Origin of the sequence: Paenibacillus solisilvae, assembly GCF_042656405.1 — a bacterium.
In the GTDB taxonomy this organism is placed as follows: Bacteria; Bacillota; Bacilli; order Paenibacillales; family Paenibacillaceae; genus Paenibacillus_Z; species Paenibacillus_Z solisilvae.
The window spans coordinates 69,682-88,186 of the sequence record NZ_JBHSOW010000076.1 but is presented as its reverse complement, the minus strand read 5'-3'; the positions used below and the strand labels follow the sequence as shown (position 1 = coordinate 88,186).

Genomic DNA, 18,505 nt, shown 5'->3' with positions numbered 1-18,505 from the left:
GTTCACTCATTCCTTATGGTACCATAAGGTTTTTTTTCTGAGTGTCTACTTGAAGGGGATAATACCACATCGGCCTGCGGAATAGCTTTTTTACTTGAGTAAGCTTATTTGCTGTTGTTAGCGGCAATCATTTGACGGAGTACGGTTTGCAGGATACCGCTATTGCGGTAGTAGTCTACATCAACCATGGAATCCAGACGCACGATCGCTGGGAATTCGAAGCTTGTGCCGTCTTCGCGGGTTGCGATGACTTGAACCGTTTGACCAGGCTGCACGCCGTTGCTAAGACCAACGATGTCGAATTTCTCACGGCCTGTAATGTTCAGTGTTTTCCAGCCGGTTCCTTCTTGGAATTGAAGAGGCAGAACGCCCATACCTACCAAGTTGGAGCGGTGAATACGCTCGAAGCTCTCAGCGATGACCGCTTTGACGCCAAGCAGGAATGTACCTTTAGCCGCCCAGTCACGGGAGCTGCCTGTGCCGTATTCTTTACCGGCAAGAACGACAAGGTTCGTTCCTTTTTTCTGATACAGCATCGATGCATCGTAGATGGACATCACTTCTTCAGTAGGCAGGTAAGTAGTTACGCCGCCTTCTGTGCCCGGTGCCACTTGGTTACGGATACGGATGTTGGCGAATGTGCCGCGCATCATAACTTCATGGTTACCGCGGCGTGAGCCGTACGAGTTGAAGTCTACATAATCCACGCCATGCTTCGTGAGATATTCACCGGCAGGGCTGTCTTTCTTGATGTTACCTGCTGGAGAGATATGGTCAGTCGTGACGGAATCGCCGAGTAAAGCAAGTACGCTTGAACCTTTGATGTCAGCGATGTCTTCCACATCAGGACCAAGGTTCTCGAAGAATGGCGGATTTTGAATGTAAGTGGATTTATCATCCCACTCATAGCTTTCGCCTTCCGGTACGTCAATGGCATTCCAGCGCTCGTTTTGCGTGAAGACATTCTCGTATTTGTCACGGAACATCTGCGGGCTCATTGCAAGAGAAATAGCATCCGCAATTTCCTTCGAAGTTGGCCAGATGTCTTTCAGGAACACCGGCTGGTTGTTCGTGTCATAACCGATTGGATCGGCAGACAGGTCAATGTTAACCGTACCTGCAAGAGCATAAGCAACAACAAGCGGCGGTGAAGCCAGGTAGTTCGCTTTAACTTGAGCATGAACACGGCCTTCAAAGTTACGGTTACCGGAGAGAACGGCAGCAACGGTCATATCGTTATCCGCAATCGCTTTGCTTACTTCGTCCGGCAATGGACCGGAGTTACCGATACAAGTAGCGCAGCCATAGCCGGCCACGTGGAATCCAAGCGCTTCAAGCGATTCCATAAGACCTGCTTTTTTGAGATATTCCGTAACAACGAGGGAACCCGGTGTCAGGGAGCTTTTCACGTAAGCCGGTTTTTTCAGGCCGCGTTCGACGGCTTTTTTAGCAACAAGGGCCGCTCCGAGCATTACGCTTGGGTTGGATGTGTTGGTACAGCTTGTGATCGCAGCGATTACGACCGCACCTGTTCCCATTTTGCTAACGGCGCCATTATTGTGTTTCACTTCAACCGTTTCTTCGATCTTATTATCGGAGAGTCCGTATCCGCCTTTGTCAATCGGTGTGCGGAGGATGTTGTTGAAGGACTCCTTCATAGCAGTCAGCTCGACGCGGTCCTGCGGACGTTTTGGCCCAGCCAGGGAAGGTACGATTGTGGACAAATCCAGCTCTACGATATCGGAGAACGTTGGCTCCGGCGTATCGTCGAAACGGAACATGTTTTGTGCTTTATAGTAAGCCTCAACAAGAGCGATTTGCTCCTCTGTACGGCCGGTATTACGCAGGAAGTTCAATGTTTCATTATCAACCGGGAAGTAACCGACAGTTGCGCCGTACTCAGGAGCCATGTTAGCAACCGTAGCGCGGTCTTCAAGGCTGATATTGGAAAGGCCGGGACCGAAGAACTCGACGAATTTACCGACAACGCCTTTTTTACGCAGAATTTGTGTAACGGTAAGTGCAAGGTCAGTTGCTGTTGCGCCTTCAGCCAGGCTGCCTGTCAAGCGGAAGCCGATAACTTCAGGAGTAACGAAGTAAAGCGGTTGTCCGAGCATACCCGCTTCTGCCTCAATACCGCCAACGCCCCAGCCAACGACGCCAAGACCGTTGATCATAGTAGTATGGGAGTCCGTACCTACAAGGGAATCCGGATAAACGACGGTTTCGCCGTCTTTTGTTTTGGTTGCGGCAACAGATGCCAAGTACTCTAAGTTAACTTGGTGGACGATACCTGTACCCGGCGGTACGGCACGGAAGTTGTCGAATGCGGTTTGTGCCCAGCGAAGGAAACGGTAGCGCTCGCCATTACGCTTGAACTCGATGTCCATGTTATATTCAAGTGCTTCCGGTGTACCGAAAGCATCAACCATAACGGAGTGGTCGATTACAAGGTCAACAGGTACGAGCGGATTGATTTGTTTAGGATCGCCGCCCGATTTCTTAACGGTGTCGCGCATTGCTGCCAAATCGACAACAACCGGAACGCCTGTGAAATCTTGAAGCACGATACGTGCTGGAATGAACGGGATTTCTTTATCCTCGCGGCCATCAGCCCACGTTGCCAGCTGTTTAACATGGTCGCTTGTGATTGCGCGTCCGTCGAATTGGCGGATAGCAGCCTCAAGGAGTACCTTGATGGAGAAAGGAAGTTTGGAGATCTGGCCAAGTCCCTGCTCCTCTAGTCCGGATAGTCGGTAGTATACGAATGGCTTGCCGCCGACATCAAGTGTTTCGCGGACTGAATAATCGTTTTGCTTAGTCATTACAATTTGCGCCTCCTTATGGCTATAGGTTTCCAATAATGATCGAAAAAAGGTCGTTGTGTTTCATTCTGTGAAACACAATTTCAAAAATCGTCGTACCTTTAGTATAGCGGTTTTTGGCGAGATAAGAAAGTGCAAATATCACCTTCATGACTGTTATTTTTTGATTTTGGACTCTTTTCTTGCCTAAAAGCTGACGCTGCTGCTCTAGTTGAAAATCGTTCTCAGCCCGCGGCCGTACTGGCGATTTTCAAATGTTACATGAATTCCTTCTATGGCTCATATAATGAACCAACTTTGCATGCACGGAGAACCCCGACTACATTAGCAGGGAGGTAAGACCATGCCGCGAATAGGAATGAAATCAGGCAAAGGAGCAGGTAGCGGATCAGGCGTAAAGCCAAGCCGCCCGGCAGTCCGCAGCTCCGCACCTGCAGCCGCCGCAACTCCAAAGCCCAAAGAACCGGAGCTTACCGGATGGAAGGCAGCCGTTCATGCTTACGTAAAGCTGTACAATCAATCTGAAATTGACCGTTATGCCCCCGCATTCGAAGAGCTCGTCACAGACCGGGATCACTTGTCCCGTTTCAGCGGACGGCTCGCCAGGCTTCGTGAGCAGGAGCTGCTTCGAGGTGCGCTTCCTGAGCGGAGCGAGACGAGCGCGGAGCTGCTCCGCGTCAGTGAATCCGGATCGCTTTCCGAAGTGACAGTGCTGATTGAGCTTCGCACCAAGCGCATCATGGAGCAGAAGGGCCGTACCTACACGGAGGAGCGCTGCGACCGGGAAAGGCTATGGCTTGCCCAAGACGGCGCGAAATACCGCATTACCCGTATTGAACCTATTGTTTCCGAAAGACGCCCAAGATACAGCATCTCGGATTCTTTTGCCCCCCTGCTGCCAGGTTATGAACAGGATCAGGCTGATCTAGGCAAGCCGCAATCTTTACCTTATATAAATTATGATGTTTTGCCGCATTTCAAACATAATCGCGCCGGAACCCGGTACCGCCGCGATTTGGTGGCTGCTTATGCGGACAGATGGTGGAATGAAGAAAATCCGGCCTATGAGAATTTTGATGTGAACTGTACGAACTATGTGTCTCAGTGCCTCTTTGCAGGCAACGCGCCGATGACTTATACTGGTAGGAGGGATTTGGGCTGGTGGTATCGGGGCAGAACCGGCGGACGTGAGAACTGGAGCTACAGCTGGGCTGTGGCCAATGCGCTGCAGAACTATTTATCGGCTCCGCGTCATAACGGACTTCGGGCAACCGTTGTCAGCTCAGCGGATCAATTAGCTTTAGGCGATATCATTATCTATGATTGGGGCGGGGATAACCGGTTCCAGCATAGTACGGTCGTGACCGCTTTTGATGCTTCGGGAATGCCTCTTGTGAATGCCAATACCGTGCCAAGCCGGCATCGATACTGGGACTATCAGGATTCGTATGCTTGGACTGAGCAGACCAGATACCGGTTTTTTCATATTCCAGATGAGTTTTAACCTGATACATGCGGGGAAATTTATACGTAACCGGAGGATTTAACTATGGGGGACAAAGTGCGCGTTGGACTCGTGTACGGTGGGCGTTCGGGCGAGCATGAGGTGTCGCTCCAAACAGCGCTTGCAGTCATGAAGGCTTTTGATTATACCAAATACGAAATTAAACCTTTCTATATTACCAAAGCAGGCGAATGGCGCGCGGGTACTGTTCTTCTGGCACCGCCGGAGGGATTGGAGCTGCTCAGACTCTCAGGGGGCAATGCAACTTCCGGAACAGAAGCACTTATGCCGGTATTTAACGGTTTAGCCGATCAGGCACCTGCAATAAGCAGCGGCACTGGGGCCATTAACGAAACCATTGATGTAGTATTTCCGCTCCTGCACGGCACGTTTGGCGAGGACGGAACGATTCAAGGCTTGCTGGAGATGGCGAACATCCCTTACGTTGGAGCCGGGGTATTAGCTTCGGCGGTCGGTATGGATAAGATTACAATGAAAAAAGTATTCGCCCAAGAGGGGCTCCCGCAGGTGATTTACCGGCACTTTAACCGGACCCAGTGGGATAAGGATCCGGCCTTCTTCATTATGGAGATTGAGGTAGCACTAGGGTATCCTTGCTTCATTAAGCCGGCTAACCTGGGCTCGAGTGTGGGAATTTCCAAGGCGCGCAATAGGGAAGAACTGATTGCCGGCGTGAAATTCGCGCTGCGGTATGACCGCAAAGTCATCGTTGAGGAGTTCGTGGATGCCCGTGAGATTGAGGTCAGCGTTCTTGGCAATGATGATCCGCGTGCTTCACTGCCCGGTGAAATTACATCTTCGAGTGAATTCTATGACTACAAGGCAAAATATACAGACGGCAAGTCTGAAATGCATATTCCAGCGAATATTCCGGCCGAAACTGCGGAAGCGGTTCGTGAGATGGCTGTTCGCGCATTCCTGTCCATTGACGGCTCGGGTTTGTCCCGGGTTGATTTCTTCATGCGCAAAGAGGATGGTCAGCTGTTCATTAACGAAGTGAATACGATGCCGGGTTTCACGCCTTACAGCATGTATCCGCTTATGTGGAGAGAAAGCGGCGTGTCATATGCAGAGCTGCTGGATACCCTGATTGGCCTTGCCATTGACCGCCATGCACAGAAGCAGCGGATCGATTACGGCGCTGGAGATCCGGTCTGACGGACCGGATTATCCTCATTCGATATCATTTATAGTAACGGAGGTAAGTTCGATGGGATTCGCAACGGAATTTAACTCGGTCTGTAAATTCAAATCTGCCCAAGAGCTGTACGAGCTTCTCGAATACGGCCGCGGCAAAATGGTCAAAGCCGGCTTTCGCGTCTATCCGACGGGACAGAAGGTGATCGCCTATACACCGGATAACGAAGCGATAGCGATTGTCCGCATTCTGGTGTCCATCGCCGAAATCAACTTCCAAGGTGAAGAAATTACGCAGGTGGAAATGGAGCTTGTCCGGAAGCTGACGGAGGAAGAAGCGCGCGTGCAAACCGCGCTCGCGTTCGAGATGTTCTTCGGGGACAAGGAATGATTGTCCGCTTCGGCTTTGTCGCAATGAGTATGCTGCTCGAGAACGCTTCGCCTTCCCGCACGATGACATTTGCTGCCTTTTCGAAGCTGAATGACCGTGAAGCAGCTCTGCGCAAGCTGGAGCGTACGGCTGAAGAGAATTTGAAGAACACGCTGCGATTGCTGCGGCATTGCTATGCGCATGATATTAAGGTATACCGTTTCTCCTCCAAGCTCATACCGCTGGCAACGCATGACGAGCTGAAGGACTGGCTCCCTTGGGAATATCTGCAGGAAGGATTCTCGGACATTGGCCGGTTCGTGAAGGAGAAGCAGATGAGGGTGTCCTTTCACCCGGATCACTTCTGCGTATTTAGTACGCCCCGGCCGGAAGTGCTGTCAAAGTCCAAGGATGATCTTGCTTATCATTTGCGTATGCTGGATGCGATGGGTCTGGATGAAACGGCCAAGTGCAACATCCATGTCGGCGGCGCTTATGGGGACAAGCCTACGTCTGCAGAGCGGTTTATCAGGCAGTTCGGCGAACTGGAGGATAAGTTTAAGAACCGGGTTACACTTGAAAATGATGATAAAACCTTCACAGCGCGTGAAACGCTTGCAGCTGCTGAGGCTGCTGGCACCCCCATGGTGCTCGATATTCACCATCATGCGGTGAATGACGGCGATGAGACGGATGCATCGCTTTACGGTGAGCTGTGGCCCCGTATTCTGAAGACATGGAAGCCAAGGTCAGATGCAGATTCTGATGCTGCCGCTTTCGCCGTGCTTCCGCCGAAGCTTCATGTGTCCAGCCCCAAGAGCGGGAAGGATCCGCGCGGACATGCCGATCATGTGGAGGTCGAACCGCTGTTTCGGTTTCTGAAGGAGACCGCAGGTTCAGTGGACAGGCTGGATTGTATGCTTGAGGCCAAGCAAAAGGATGCTGCCCTATTCAAGCTGATGGATGAGTTCCGCGAGCTTCAGGCAAGGGGCGAAAGCATTCGAATGTTGGACGGTGCGAGTATCGAGGTGTAGAAGCTTAGATTAGGGGAAGAACTGCTATAATAGCAGTTCTTTTTTTATAAACGGAGTGAATCAGGCAAGCACGAGCCATGCTCTGTTTAAGGACAGGAGGACGAATCATGCAAGCGTTGCTGGTAACAGGATGTGCGGGCTTCATTGGCTATCATGCGGCGAGAAGGTGGCTTGCCGAGGGAGGGGCGGTCATTGGCCTTGATAATTTGAATGATTATTATGACGCCTCTTTGAAGCGGTCAAGGCTGCAGCAGCTGCTGGAGATGGAGGGGTTCACATTCGTTCAGGCTGCGCTTGAAGACCAGAAGGCGATGGATGATATATTCGAGAAGCATCGGCCTGAGACCGTGCTTCATCTCGCTGCACAGGCGGGAGTAAGACATAGTATCGTTGATCCCCGTGCGTATATAGATGCGAATGTGACGGGGTTCCTGAATGTGCTTGAAGCCTGCCGCAACTATGAAATTCGCCATCTGCTGTATGCATCTTCAAGCTCCGTATACGGCGCCAATACGAAGAAGCCCTTTGCGGAATCCGACCCGGCCGATCATCCCGTCAGCCTCTATGCAGCAACGAAAAGAACCAATGAGCTGATGGCCCATTCATACAGCCATTTATTCAATATGAGAGTAACGGGCATGCGGTTTTTTACGGTGTATGGACCGTGGGGGCGGCCGGATATGGCGCTGTTCAAGTTTACAAGGTCCATTCTTGCGGGTGAGCCGATAACGGTATTCAATGAGGGGCGGATGAAGCGCGATTTTACCTATATTGATGATATTGTTGAAGGTATGATGAGGCTTATTCCGGAAGCGCCGCATGGCGACCCGGACTGGAATGGCGAGCGGCCTGACCCGTCAACAAGCTATGCCCCTTATCGAATTTATAACTTAGGCAATAATAGGCCTATAGAGCTGATGGCGTATATTACTGTGCTGGAGCGGGCGCTCGGCCGTAAGGCGGTTATTGACTGGGAACCGATGCAGCCCGGGGATGTCTATGAGACCTATGCAGAGATCGACAAGCTGCGCCAAGCGGTTGGTTATGAGCCGCGCATTTCAATTGAAGAGGGCATTCCCAAATTCGTGGATTGGTATTTATCCTATTATGGTAAGCAGCGCCATCCATTGTAACCCTTTAAACTAAAGGCAAGTTGGAGTAAAATAAAAGGGCGGTCATGATCGAGCCGAATTCATTCGCGCTCAAGCCTCTGCCCTAAGAAGAAGGTCCAGACATGCTAGAGCTTGTTTTTCTCTTATTTCTTGGCTTTGCTGCTTCTATATTCGGAAGTATCGTGGGACTTGGCGGCGGCATTATCATTGTCCCCTCCTTGATTCTTCTCGGATCCAGGCTGACCGGAGAGGAGATTGACCACCCTGTTGCAGTCGGCACGTCGCTTGCGGTATTAATCGTGACAGCGCTTGCCTCGACACTTTCTTATACCAAGAAGAAACGGGTTGATTATCGCAGCGGATGGCTGTTATTTATAACGAGCGGTCCGGCAGCGATGATTGGCTCTGCCCTGACGGGTCATCTGCATAACGGCGTTTTCCAGCTGATCTTCGGCATCTTCATGCTTCTTATGGCGGGCCTGCTGGTTGCGCGTGATCATTTGAAACCGATAACGAGGCAGTGGCCGATCAGGCGGACCTATACTGATGAGGAAGGCCATGTACATACCTACGGATATGCAATTCTGCCCGCGCTCATGATCGGTTTCTGTGTCGGCATGGTTTCGGGGCTCTTCGGAATCGGCGGCGGATCCTTATTTGTACCCGTGATGGTGCTGCTTTTCCGTTTTCCGCCGCATGTGGCGACGGCCACCTCTATGTTTGTTATTTTCCTATCCTCCATTCTGGGGAGCGGCGTCCATGCCGCTTTGGGAGAAATCAATCTGTGGATTGTGCTCGCACTAATTCCCGGAGCATGGTTTGGCGGCCGGATAGGGGCCAGGATCGCAAGCAAAATGACGGGAAAAGGGCTGATGTGGCTGCTCCGTCTAACGCTGATACTGCTCTCCTCCGAGTTAATTATTGAAGGCTTCACGAAGCTTTAACACAGGCATGCTGACAATTCGGGCGAAACTTTGCCGGGTGGCTGACGTATAGTAGAACAACTAAACGAGATAGGAAAGTAGTGTGATAGGCCATGAGTGACCAGAATGAAGTTCCGGCAGTTGGGGGAAAAAGCTTTACCGCAGTCGCCATTAATAGTGCGTCGAAAGCAGGCGAATGGATCAAAACCAAGCTGGGTAACCATACAAGTCTTTCGTTAAAATATTCCGCTCAAGATCTTGTCACTGAAGTTGACAAGGGTGCGGAAACGATGATACGCAATTTAGTGCAGACTCATTTCCCGCATCATTCGTTCTTAGGCGAGGAAGGCGTCGAGCCGGGACCGGAAGCTTCGGACCGTGCCCTGCAGAGTGTAAGAGATGCCGAATATCTATGGGTCGTAGATCCCGTCGATGGGACGACCAACTTCGTGCACGGCTTCCCGTTCTTCTCCGTATCCATCGCGCTTGCGCATAAAGGCGAAGTTATTGTCGGCGTTGTATATGATCCGATACGGGACGAGCTGTTCGTTGCAGAGAAGGGCAAAGGCGCTTACGTGCGCGGACGCCGCACACAGGTTTCTGAAGAGCAGACGCTTCGGGACAGCCTGCTTGCAACCGGCTTCCCAGCGGATCCAAACTATGCGCTTCCTATCAACATGAGAGGTCTGCAGGCACTTGTACCGCAAGTACGCAATATCCGATCAGGCGGCTCAGCAGCGCTACATATGGCGTATGTTGCAGCTGGCCGGTTGAGCGGTTTCTGGGAGTATGGCCTCAATTCATGGGACCTGGCAGCAGGCGCTCTGCTTGTGACGGAATCCGGCGGGCAAGTAACCGACACCAAAGGTAATCCCTATCATCTTGGCGTGCGGCATGCGGCAGCGTCCAATGGACATATTCACGAAGCCTTTGTTAAGGTTCTTGAGAAGGCTGAATCAGACGTCTAGCGGCGGGAATCAGATCCCTGATCAATGCGGGCAAAAATAGATGGAACGTTTCTTTTATCACTGGAATCCGATGATAAAAAGACGTTCTTTTCTTTTGTTCATCTATTTGTTATAGTCGGAATATAACAGATAGATTTAAAGCGCGGAATGCTCGATGTTCCTGCATGCATAGTTACGTACACACAGACGTTAGGAGGTATGAGACTCTTGTTTCTAGAGCTTGATTTACAATCGGATGTGCCAATCTATACACAAATTGCCCAACAGATCATCGAAGGCATCGCCTCAGGAGTACTGCAGCCCGGTGATCCGCTGCCCTCTGTGAGAAGCTTGGCTTCGGATTTAAGCATTAATCTGCATACCGTTAATAAAGCCTATCAAGCGTTAAAGCAAGAAGGATTCCTGCAGGTACACCGGAAGAGAGGGGTCATTGTCACGCCTGATGGCATGCCTAGGGTATCCGAGTCCTTCCTCGATAGCATGCACCTGCAGCTAAGATCGCTTGCGGCCGAAGCGATAGTCAGAGGCATGACTGAGAAGGAATTTGCAGATGCCTGCATTGCCATTTACCGAAGAGATTTAACGAAGAAAGGGGATTATCTGGAATGAATATCGGGGGATGGGCCTTATTTTCCCTATTTGCGACTTACCTCAGTGTTGGAGCGTTATTGACCGTTATGCCTGTCATAGGCAGTAAGCGGATGCTGTTTGGTGTTCATATTCCGGATGAAGCTTCGGAAGATCCTGAAGCTGCCTCTATTAAGCGCAGGTATGTAAGCAATGCCATATTAGTCAGCGTAATTGGTCTTGCGGCAGCCGTGCTGTTAAGCTGGCTGCGGGATGGGGAGATGGAAGCCGCAGCGCCTGCGGCACTGATCGTGCAGATTATCGGTAATCTGCTGGCCATGCAGCAAGGTAGAAGCGCTGCAATCCGCCTCAAAGCGGGGAAGGGCTGGGAACGGACGGCAGATTCGCGAAGAGTCGTCAGCTTGAGCTTCCGAAGCGGTAAACTGACGATAAGCAGTGCCTGGTATACGGTGCATGTTATTCTGGCCGGGATATCGGTCTTCTTCGCTGTTCTGCTGTGGGATCGAATTCCTGCGACAATAATCACCCACTATAACGGCAGCTTTGAGCCGGATGGAGTCTCCAGCAAAGGCTTCGGTTCGGTGTTCATGCTGAATATTATTCAATTGTTCATGACTTGCATCTTCTTGTTCACGAACACGATTATTCGCATAGCGAAGCAGCAGCTTAATCCGAATGAGGCAGCGAAGTCGATGGAGAAGCAGCGGCGGTTCCGCTTCGCCACCTCCTTGTTTCTTTATTACTTGTCACTGGTCATTATTTTGCTGCTCAGCTACATTCAGGCCACGATGTTATATGATTGGTCCTTACAGACTCTTAAAGTCATTACGTCCGCGCTGCCTGTAGCGATTATGGCAAGTCTCATCCTTCATATCCTGTACTTAAACCGCAAAGGAATTGCGCAGAGCGACTTCACCTCCGACACGGAAGAGCAGCACTGGAAGGGTGGCGGAGCCTTCTATTCCAACAAAGAAGATCCGTCATTGTTCGTTGCCAAGCGCTTCGGGGTAGGCTGGACGATTAATATGGGTCATCCTCTGGGATGGTTGGTCTTGGTCGGGATTCTAGCCATTCCGATTGGAATTATTGTTATAACGGAGATTCTGTAGCTTCTCTGGCTTCCAAAAAGAAAAAGGCCCGCTCCATTACCAGCAGCATGCTGCTTGGGTAAGGAACGGGCCTATTTGGCCTGTTATTAATCAGCCGCCATAGCTCGGAAGGCGTGATCGGCTGCTGCAATCGTCTCCAGAATATCCTGCTCCGTATGCGCTGTAGTGAGGAACCAGGCCTCGTATTTGGATGGAGCCAGGCAGATGCCTTGATCCAGCATAAAGCGGAAGAAGCGGGCGAATTGCTCGCCGTCCGTATCCTGCGCTTCATCATAGTTCGTGACAGGATGATCGCAGAAGTGGGCAGAGAATGAGCCGCGAATGCGATTAATGGTCAGCGGGATGCCGTGCTTGTTAGCGGATTGCTGCAGGGCGTCAGCTAATTGAATCGTAAGAGCCTCCATCCGTTCATACACGCCCGGCTTCTCAAGCACTTCAAGGCATGCAATACCGGCGGAGATCGATGCCGGGTTACCCGCCATGGTGCCGGCTTGATAAGCAGGTCCCAGCGGTGCGACCTGAGTCATGATTTCAAGGCGGCCTCCGTAGGCGCCGATCGGAAGACCGCCGCCGATGATTTTGCCAAGTGCGGTCAGATCCGGCTCGATGGCTTTCTTGTCCGGGAACGCGGCATAGGTTTGCGCGCTTCCGTAATGGAAGCGGAAGGCACTGATGACTTCATCGTAGATCACAAGCGCACCGGCCTCACGAGTCATCCTGCACAGGCCTTCAAGGAAGCCGGGCTCCGGCATAACCATGCCGAAGTTGCCGACGATAGGTTCAACCATGACAGCGGCTACGTCATCGCCCCAGTGCTGCAGTGCTTCCTGCAGTCCGTTCAGATCATTGAACGGTACAGTAATGACTTCGCTCGCGATGCTTTTAGGAACGCCAGCGCTGTCTGGAATACCGAGGGTTGAAGGACCGGAGCCTGCAGCGACCAGGACTAAGTCGGAGTGGCCGTGGTAGCAGCCCGCGAACTTAATGATCTTGCTCCGTTTGGTGTAAGCACGGGCGACACGAATCGTCGTCATGACGGCTTCCGTGCCGGAATTAACGAACCGAACCTTATCCAGCGATGGAATCGCTTCTTTCAGTTTGCGGGCGAGCTTAATCTCAAGCTCTGTAGGGGTCCCATAAAGGGTGCCGTTCTGCGCTGCTTCAACAATAGCTGCCGTAATGTGCGGGTGTGCATGACCTGTAATGATCGGCCCATAAGCGCACAAATAATCAATATAACGGTTGCCGTCGACATCCCAGAAGTGGGCGCCGCTGCCGCGTTTCATGAATACGGGCGCTCCTCCGCCAACTGCCTTGAAGGAACGGGACGGGCTATTGACACCACCGACAATATGCTTAAGCGCTTCGGTGTAAAGCTCTTCCGAGCCTGGACGCTGTGTGGACATGGATGGAACCTCCTGAAAGTTTTGTTGAGGCTATGCCCCAATGCCGAAATTCGGCATGAGTGAAACAAAACTGGCTTCGTAAGCATAAACCAAGTTTTTGCGTGGCTATGCCCCATGCTGCCTTGAATAAGGAAGCATGAAGCAAAAACTACTTCGAAAGCATAAGCTGAGTTTTGTTGAGGCTATGCCCCAATGCCGAAATCCGGCTTGAGTGAAACAAAACTGGCTTCGTAAGCATGTCCTAAATTTATGCGTGGCAGCTTGATCACCTGTAATTGAGGCGAAGCTGTGAAAACATACAACAGAGGGTGAAACTGACGGTTCGGTCAGGGTTCACCCTCTGTTTCATCCTATATGGAGCAAACGCGCAAAGTGCCTAGTCGCTTGTTTGAGCTGAACTGTTTTTCGTATTCGCTGAATCCTTATTGCCTGCATTGTTAGCTCCGTTCGTGCCGGTTCCGTTCGTACCGGTCCCATTCGTGCTGCCAGCCGCTGCAACATTATCTGCCGCCAGCTCGCTCTGAACATAATCCATGAGCTCTTGATCGTCACGGATGGAGAGAACGGAAGCGCCGCTAACCTTTTTATCCCCAATCAGATCCATTGGAGGCACTTGAGTAGAGCCGCCGATGGTGCTTCCGATGCCAAGCTGAGCCAGCTTCAGCATATCAGAGACCTCAATGTTTGTTTCTACATAAGGGCTGATGCTGTCAATAATTTTGTTTAGCTTCACGACCGTCCAGCCGGATTTCATTTTGTCCGAGACCGCTGTCAGCAGCTTGCGTTGACGCTCAGTACGCGTAAAATCGCTCAATGCATCATGACGGAAGCGCACATATTGGAGAGCAGTGGTGCCGTCCAGGTCTTGAATCCCTTTTTTCAAATGGATATCATACCGGTTGCCGTCCGCATTATCAACATAGTTCATATTTTTCTCGACATCGAAATTTTGTATGCCGCCAATAGCGTCGACAAGGGATTTGAATCCTTCGAAGTCGGTATACACATAATATTGAATATCTAGACCGAGAACACCGCCGATGGTTTTCATGGCCAGGTTGGGCCCGCCAAGCGCGAGTGCCGTGTTAATACGGCCTTCGCCATGTCCTTCAATCGGAACATAAGTGTCGCGGAGCACCGAGAACAAATGGGCTTTCTTCGTTACAGGGTCAACGGAAGCAACGAGCATGGAGTCTGAACGAGCGGTCTCGCTCTTCTTCAGGCCGCGGTTATCTCCGCCCATGATGAGGATGTTGACACGTTCGGTGCCCTCCCACTCGGCCGGCTTCTCAGCTGGCTTGTCATCAAACTTACCGAATATAGATTCATCCTTGGGCTTGCTCAGACCGCCTAAGGAATTATTGAGATTAACAAAGTAGACAGCTACGACGGCTATAGCGACAACAACGACTCCGAGCAGTGCCCACATCCACGGTCTTTTTCTTCTAGTTTGCTTTTGCTGCTTTCGCGGCATTTAAATGTCCTCCTTAGTAATAAAGAAATAAGATGGTCTAATAATTGCTATAATAGGTTAGATGTGCTCGCGACAATCGATAACTTTTACGTAATCTCTACACAATAGTAGCATTACATATCATAAAATTATAAAATGGATTGTCGTATAGAAGCAAGTTTTATATATTAACAACGAAATAGACAGATATTTCCCAGGAAATGTCGAAGTGAAAGGATGAAAATGAGCCTATGCTGGCAATTGATGTCAAGGATTTACGCAAACAGTTTCAAGTCCAGAAGAATCGCGAAGGTGTTAAAGGAGCATTGAAGGATTTGTTCAAGCGGGAATACAATCAAATTACAGCGGTAAAAGATATTTCTTTCCAAATCCCGAAAGGTGAAATATGCGGGTACATAGGTGAGAACGGAGCAGGCAAATCGACAACGATTAAGATGCTGACCGGTATTCTTGTTCCAACCGCAGGCCACCTTAAGGTAAACGGCTACGTTCCTTATCAGGAACGTGAGAGCTTCGTTAAAGGCATCGGTGTCGTATTCGGCCAGCGCAGCCAGCTCTGGTGGGATATCGGCGTGATTGAATCCTTTCAGCTGCTCCGCAAGGTTTATCGTGTGCCTGAAGCTGAATTCCGTCAGCGTCTGGATGAGCTCGTAGAGCGGCTTCAGCTTGGTGAGTTGCTTAACCGTCCTGTCCGTAAGCTCAGCTTAGGACAGCGGATGCGCTGTGAGCTTGTCGCATCGCTGCTGCATAATCCGTCTATCCTGTTTCTGGATGAGCCTACAATCGGTCTGGATATTGTGGTAAAAACAGAGATTCGGGAATTTCTGAAAAAAATCAACCGTGAGCACGGGACGACGATTCTGCTGACCACCCATGATTTGCAGGATATTGAAGCGCTCTGCTCGCGTGTCATTATGCTTGACGATGGCCGAATTATCTATGACGGCGGATTGGACGAGCTGAAGTCGAGATGGAGTAAAGGTCGCGAGATTCAATTTCAATTCGGCGAGCAGCCGCGGCTTGCTGAACTGCATGTGCAAACGGCAGGACTTGAAGGGGTGACCTGGTCGATCGACAATGAATTAACCGCAACGATGTGGCTGCCTCATGCGGTGAATGTATCCGATGCACTGGCGCGGGTAGTCGGCGGCGTTTCGGATATTCGCGATATCAAAATTATGGAGACCAATACCGATGAGATCGTCCGTGAAATCTATCAGTCCGGATCTGCATCAAAGGAAGCGACGGAGAAGCTGAGTCAATGGGATACAGGCGCCGGCGATCAAGAGGCAAAGGAGTCTAAGCAGAATGAATAGCGCCTATTTGGACATCATCCGTATCCGTTTTCTGATGATGCTTGCCTATCGGGTCAACTATTACAGCGGCATTATCATTTATGCAATCAATATCGGCGCGTATTACTTTTTGTGGGATGCGATCTATGGCGTTCAGAAGGAGCTCGGCGGCTTTACACTTGCACAAATGACGACCTATGTAGCGGTTTCCTGGATGGCCCGTGCCTTCTATTTTAATAACCTCGACCGTGAAATTGCCAATGAAATCCGTGATGGCAGCGTAGCGATTCAATTTATCCGGCCTTACAATTATTTGTTCGTAAAGCTCATGCAGGGCTTCGGCGAAGGAATCTTCAGGCTGCTGCTGTTCATGGTGCCGGGACTCGTTATTGTCTGCTTGATTTTTCCGGTTAAACTGCCCACCGATCCGAGTGTGTGGCTGCTGTACTTTGTTATGCTTATATTCAGCTTTCTCATAAATACACAGATCAATATGCTGGTAGGACTGTTTGCCTTCTTTGTCGAAAATAACGAGGGCATGCTGCGAATGAAGCGTGTGCTTGTCGATCTATTTTCCGGCGTTGTCGTGCCGATCTCCTTCTTCCCGGGCTGGCTCGCGGTAACGATGAAATGGCTTCCCTTTCAAGCGATTACCTATCTGCCAAGCTCCGTATTCACAGGGCGAACAACCGGACAGGATGTATGGATCGTGCTCGGTGTACAGCTGCTGTGGTTTCTCTTGCTTATTATTCCGATTACTTGGGTATGGCGGCAGGCGCGAAGCCGACTGTTCGTGCAAGGAGGTTAACAAGAAATGTTTTATTGGACGCTGTTTGTGGAGTACTTGAAAAATTATGCCAAGACAAGGCTGACCTACCGGATGGACTTCTGGCTCGAGGTCATCTCTGATCTGATGTTCCAAGGGGTTAACCTGATCTTCATCCTCATTGTGTTCCAGCATACGCCATCGCTGGGAGGCTGGTCGGAGGCAGAGGTCGTGTTCGTATATGGATTCTTCATGGTTCCATCGGGCATCTTCGGGGCCTTGTTCAACATTTGGAATTTCAGCGAGCGTTATATTGTAAAAGGGGAGATGGACCGCATCCTGACGCGGCCGGCTTACAACCTGTATCAGGTCCTGCTTGAGAATGTCGATCCGCCTTCACTGTTCGGGTCACTGGTGGGAGCGGTTATCATGGTGCTCAGCTGGACGAAGCTCGGACTTCCCTTCGAGCCTCTGGATGTGCTGATGCTGGTGGTGTTCGTCCTGGGCGCATTCTTCATCTACGCAGGAATTTATACCGCGCTTACGGCAATCTCCTTCTACTCGGATGCGCCGACAGGCATTCTGCCGCTGATGTATAACATCCAGAACTATGGGCGTTATCCGGTTAATATTTATAACAAAGCCATTCGCTTCCTGCTGACGTGGATACTGCCCTTCGCTTTCGTGGGTGTGATTCCGGCTTCCTATTTCTTGGACCACAATGAAGGCGGACTATCAACGCTCGCGCTGCTGACTCCGGTTATGGGGATTGTCGTGCTATCGCTCGGTCTGTTCCTGTGGAATCGCGGCGTCAGACGGTACAGCGGCGCCGGATCGTAAGCGGAAGGTTAGCTTATAGCGGTAATCCGACTGCCTCAACACCCGCCTCGAGAAGCGCTCACATCGGGGCGGGACGATAGCGGCAGACGGGCAATTTGTAAGAATGGGGGAATGTTCATATGGCAGCAGTCATTAAGGCGAAAGCATTCGTAGGCAAAAAAGCGCCGGACTTCACGCTTCCAACCACGGGAGGGCGCGAGGTGAAGCTGAGTGACTATATCGGCAGGAAGGTGATTTTGTTCTTCTACCCGAAGGATTTGACACCGGCATGCACGCAGGAATCCTGTGATTTTCGGGACAGCTATACAGCGTTTGGCCAAAGTAATGCGGTTGTGCTGGGCATCAGCATCGACACGGCAGAGACGCATGAGCGTTTCGCATCAAAGTATGACCTGCCGTTCGAGCTGCTTGCCGACACCGAGCACAAGGTTTGTGAGCTATACGGAGTTTGGCAGATGAAGAAGCTGTATGGCCGGGAATATATGGGCCTGGTCCGCTCAACGTTTCTAATCAACGAGAAGGGCAAGCTTGTACGGGAATGGCGGAATTTACGGGTCAAGGGCCATGTGCAGGAGGTTCTTCAGGCGGTTAATGAGCAATAAGTGAATAGCAGCTGTAAGCAAACAGTGCATCCTGTTATCGCCAAAAGCCTTCCAAGAGAAGAAATGCTCCTCTTGGAAGGTTCCCTCAAGAAACCTCGCCTCATCCTTCCGTTCAAGATAAGCCTGCTGAAAAGGACCAGTGTAGGGATACGAAATGTATGCGTTCGGTAAAGTTGAATCGCGGTACGACAATCGGGTCAGCTTAGTAATTAATCTATGGACCGTTAGTGACTAGATGCCGATGCAAATCGCCATAAAAAATGCTTGTTACCAGCTATGCGGCGTATCCAAAGCAATACTATTTCTTCGAAGAAGGTGCCTCTTTCATATCAGAGACCGGCGAGCTTGCTCCGAATGTGATTTATTCGGATGGTAAATTTATACGTCCAACGGTAGTTAAATAAATTCGCGTTTAGAACGGGCTCATAGTTGAGGGCATCTAAACCCTGAGTTTGACCCGACCTTCCAAAAGTACTTTTTTGAACTTGCCCCTTCCGCCACAACGGCGGAGGGGGCTTTTGCTTTCCTCAA

Annotated in this window: 16 protein-coding genes; 13 read left to right on the top strand and 3 right to left on the bottom strand. The window is 50.8% G+C overall.

Annotated features, from left to right (window positions below):
* Positions 1 to 104: 104 nt before the first annotated feature.
* A complete protein-coding gene (gene acnA, locus ACFPYJ_RS20605) occupies positions 105 to 2,825 on the bottom strand; it encodes an aconitate hydratase AcnA (RefSeq protein WP_379190096.1) in 2,721 nt (906 codons plus the stop codon).
* A 343-nt stretch (positions 2,826 to 3,168) separates the two neighbouring features.
* On the opposite strand from acnA, the gene ACFPYJ_RS20600 reads away from it, so the two are divergent.
* The 9 genes from ACFPYJ_RS20600 to ACFPYJ_RS20560 all read left to right on the top strand — a co-directional run bounded on the left by ACFPYJ_RS20600 (position 3,169) and on the right by ACFPYJ_RS20560 (position 11,591).
* Entirely contained in the window at positions 3,169 to 4,329 is a 1,161-nt protein-coding gene (locus tag ACFPYJ_RS20600; protein ID WP_379190095.1) for an amidase domain-containing protein, read from the top strand.
* 45 nt (positions 4,330 to 4,374) lie between these two features.
* Positions 4,375 to 5,508 carry a D-alanine--D-alanine ligase gene (locus tag ACFPYJ_RS20595; protein ID WP_379190094.1) on the top strand — a complete coding sequence of 378 codons (1,134 nt, stop codon included), beginning with the start codon at positions 4,375 to 4,377 and terminating at the stop codon, positions 5,506 to 5,508.
* A 52-nt stretch (positions 5,509 to 5,560) separates the two neighbouring features.
* Positions 5,561 to 5,878 (top strand): hypothetical protein, encoded by a 318-nt coding sequence (locus ACFPYJ_RS20590; protein ID WP_379190093.1) that lies wholly within the window; start codon positions 5,561 to 5,563, stop codon positions 5,876 to 5,878.
* On the top strand, positions 5,875 to 6,891 hold the full coding sequence (uvsE, locus tag ACFPYJ_RS20585) for a UV DNA damage repair endonuclease UvsE (protein WP_379190092.1): 1,017 nt from the start codon (positions 5,875 to 5,877) through the stop codon (positions 6,889 to 6,891). Before ACFPYJ_RS20590 ends, uvsE begins: the two co-directional genes overlap by 4 nt.
* 107 nt (positions 6,892 to 6,998) lie before the next feature.
* Entirely contained in the window at positions 6,999 to 8,024 is a 1,026-nt protein-coding gene (locus ACFPYJ_RS20580; protein WP_379190091.1) for an NAD-dependent epimerase, read from the top strand.
* A 101-nt stretch (positions 8,025 to 8,125) separates the two neighbouring features.
* A complete protein-coding gene (locus ACFPYJ_RS20575; RefSeq protein ID WP_379190090.1) occupies positions 8,126 to 8,947 on the top strand; it encodes a sulfite exporter TauE/SafE family protein in 822 nt (273 codons plus the stop codon).
* Positions 8,948 to 9,039: 92 nt separating this feature from the next.
* Positions 9,040 to 9,894: an inositol monophosphatase family protein gene (locus ACFPYJ_RS20570; RefSeq protein ID WP_379190089.1), complete on the top strand. Its 855-nt coding sequence runs from the start codon at positions 9,040 to 9,042 to the stop codon at positions 9,892 to 9,894.
* A 207-nt stretch (positions 9,895 to 10,101) separates the two neighbouring features.
* Entirely contained in the window at positions 10,102 to 10,503 is a 402-nt protein-coding gene (locus tag ACFPYJ_RS20565) for a GntR family transcriptional regulator (RefSeq protein ID WP_379190088.1), read from the top strand.
* The gene (locus tag ACFPYJ_RS20560) at positions 10,500 to 11,591 is read left to right on the top strand and encodes a DUF1648 domain-containing protein (RefSeq protein WP_379190087.1); all 1,092 of its coding nucleotides are present in this window, start codon (positions 10,500 to 10,502) and stop codon (positions 11,589 to 11,591) included. Before ACFPYJ_RS20565 ends, ACFPYJ_RS20560 begins: the two co-directional genes overlap by 4 nt.
* Positions 11,592 to 11,677: 86 nt before the next feature.
* On the opposite strand, the gene ACFPYJ_RS20555 is transcribed toward ACFPYJ_RS20560, so the two are convergent.
* Entirely contained in the window at positions 11,678 to 12,997 is a 1,320-nt protein-coding gene (locus ACFPYJ_RS20555; protein WP_379190085.1) for a glutamate-1-semialdehyde 2,1-aminomutase, read from the bottom strand.
* Positions 12,998 to 13,373: 376 nt separating this feature from the next.
* Positions 13,374 to 14,471 carry an LCP family protein gene (locus ACFPYJ_RS20550; protein WP_379190084.1) on the bottom strand — a complete coding sequence of 366 codons (1,098 nt, stop codon included), beginning with the start codon at positions 14,469 to 14,471 and terminating at the stop codon, positions 13,374 to 13,376.
* Between the two features lie 230 nt (positions 14,472 to 14,701).
* Here ACFPYJ_RS20550 and ACFPYJ_RS20545 point away from each other — a divergent pair, with 230 nt between their 5' ends.
* The 4 genes from ACFPYJ_RS20545 to bcp all read left to right on the top strand — a co-directional run bounded on the left by ACFPYJ_RS20545 (position 14,702) and on the right by bcp (position 17,974).
* Positions 14,702 to 15,787, top strand: a complete 1,086-nt coding sequence (locus ACFPYJ_RS20545; protein ID WP_379190082.1) for an ABC transporter ATP-binding protein — start codon at positions 14,702 to 14,704, stop codon at positions 15,785 to 15,787.
* Complete coding sequence (locus ACFPYJ_RS20540; RefSeq protein ID WP_379190081.1) at positions 15,780 to 16,574, top strand: ABC transporter permease; 795 nt, start codon at positions 15,780 to 15,782, stop codon at positions 16,572 to 16,574. Before ACFPYJ_RS20545 ends, ACFPYJ_RS20540 begins: the two co-directional genes overlap by 8 nt.
* A 6-nt stretch (positions 16,575 to 16,580) precedes the next feature.
* Positions 16,581 to 17,372 (top strand): ABC transporter permease, encoded by a 792-nt coding sequence (locus ACFPYJ_RS20535; protein WP_379190080.1) that lies wholly within the window; start codon positions 16,581 to 16,583, stop codon positions 17,370 to 17,372.
* 119 nt (positions 17,373 to 17,491) lie between these two features.
* A complete protein-coding gene (gene bcp / locus ACFPYJ_RS20530; protein ID WP_379190079.1) occupies positions 17,492 to 17,974 on the top strand; it encodes a thioredoxin-dependent thiol peroxidase in 483 nt (160 codons plus the stop codon).
* Positions 17,975 to 18,505: the final 531 nt, after the last annotated feature.

Coding starts and splice junctions, on each gene's coding strand:
- acnA (WP_379190096.1), bottom strand. CDS start 2,825: ATGACTAAGCAAAACGATTATTCAGTCCGCGAAACACTTGATGTCGGC.
- ACFPYJ_RS20600 (WP_379190095.1), top strand. CDS start 3,169: ATGCCGCGAATAGGAATGAAATCAGGCAAAGGAGCAGGTAGCGGATCA.
- ACFPYJ_RS20595 (WP_379190094.1), top strand. CDS start 4,375: ATGGGGGACAAAGTGCGCGTTGGACTCGTGTACGGTGGGCGTTCGGGC.
- ACFPYJ_RS20590 (WP_379190093.1), top strand. CDS start 5,561: ATGGGATTCGCAACGGAATTTAACTCGGTCTGTAAATTCAAATCTGCC.
- uvsE (WP_379190092.1), top strand. CDS start 5,875: ATGATTGTCCGCTTCGGCTTTGTCGCAATGAGTATGCTGCTCGAGAAC.
- ACFPYJ_RS20580 (WP_379190091.1), top strand. CDS start 6,999: ATGCAAGCGTTGCTGGTAACAGGATGTGCGGGCTTCATTGGCTATCAT.
- ACFPYJ_RS20575 (WP_379190090.1), top strand. CDS start 8,126: ATGCTAGAGCTTGTTTTTCTCTTATTTCTTGGCTTTGCTGCTTCTATA.
- ACFPYJ_RS20570 (WP_379190089.1), top strand. CDS start 9,040: ATGAGTGACCAGAATGAAGTTCCGGCAGTTGGGGGAAAAAGCTTTACC.
- ACFPYJ_RS20560 (WP_379190087.1), top strand. CDS start 10,500: ATGAATATCGGGGGATGGGCCTTATTTTCCCTATTTGCGACTTACCTC.
- ACFPYJ_RS20555 (WP_379190085.1), bottom strand. CDS start 12,997: ATGTCCACACAGCGTCCAGGCTCGGAAGAGCTTTACACCGAAGCGCTT.
- ACFPYJ_RS20550 (WP_379190084.1), bottom strand. CDS start 14,471: ATGCCGCGAAAGCAGCAAAAGCAAACTAGAAGAAAAAGACCGTGGATG.
- ACFPYJ_RS20545 (WP_379190082.1), top strand. CDS start 14,702: ATGCTGGCAATTGATGTCAAGGATTTACGCAAACAGTTTCAAGTCCAG.
- ACFPYJ_RS20540 (WP_379190081.1), top strand. CDS start 15,780: ATGAATAGCGCCTATTTGGACATCATCCGTATCCGTTTTCTGATGATG.
- ACFPYJ_RS20535 (WP_379190080.1), top strand. CDS start 16,581: ATGTTTTATTGGACGCTGTTTGTGGAGTACTTGAAAAATTATGCCAAG.
- bcp (WP_379190079.1), top strand. CDS start 17,492: ATGGCAGCAGTCATTAAGGCGAAAGCATTCGTAGGCAAAAAAGCGCCG.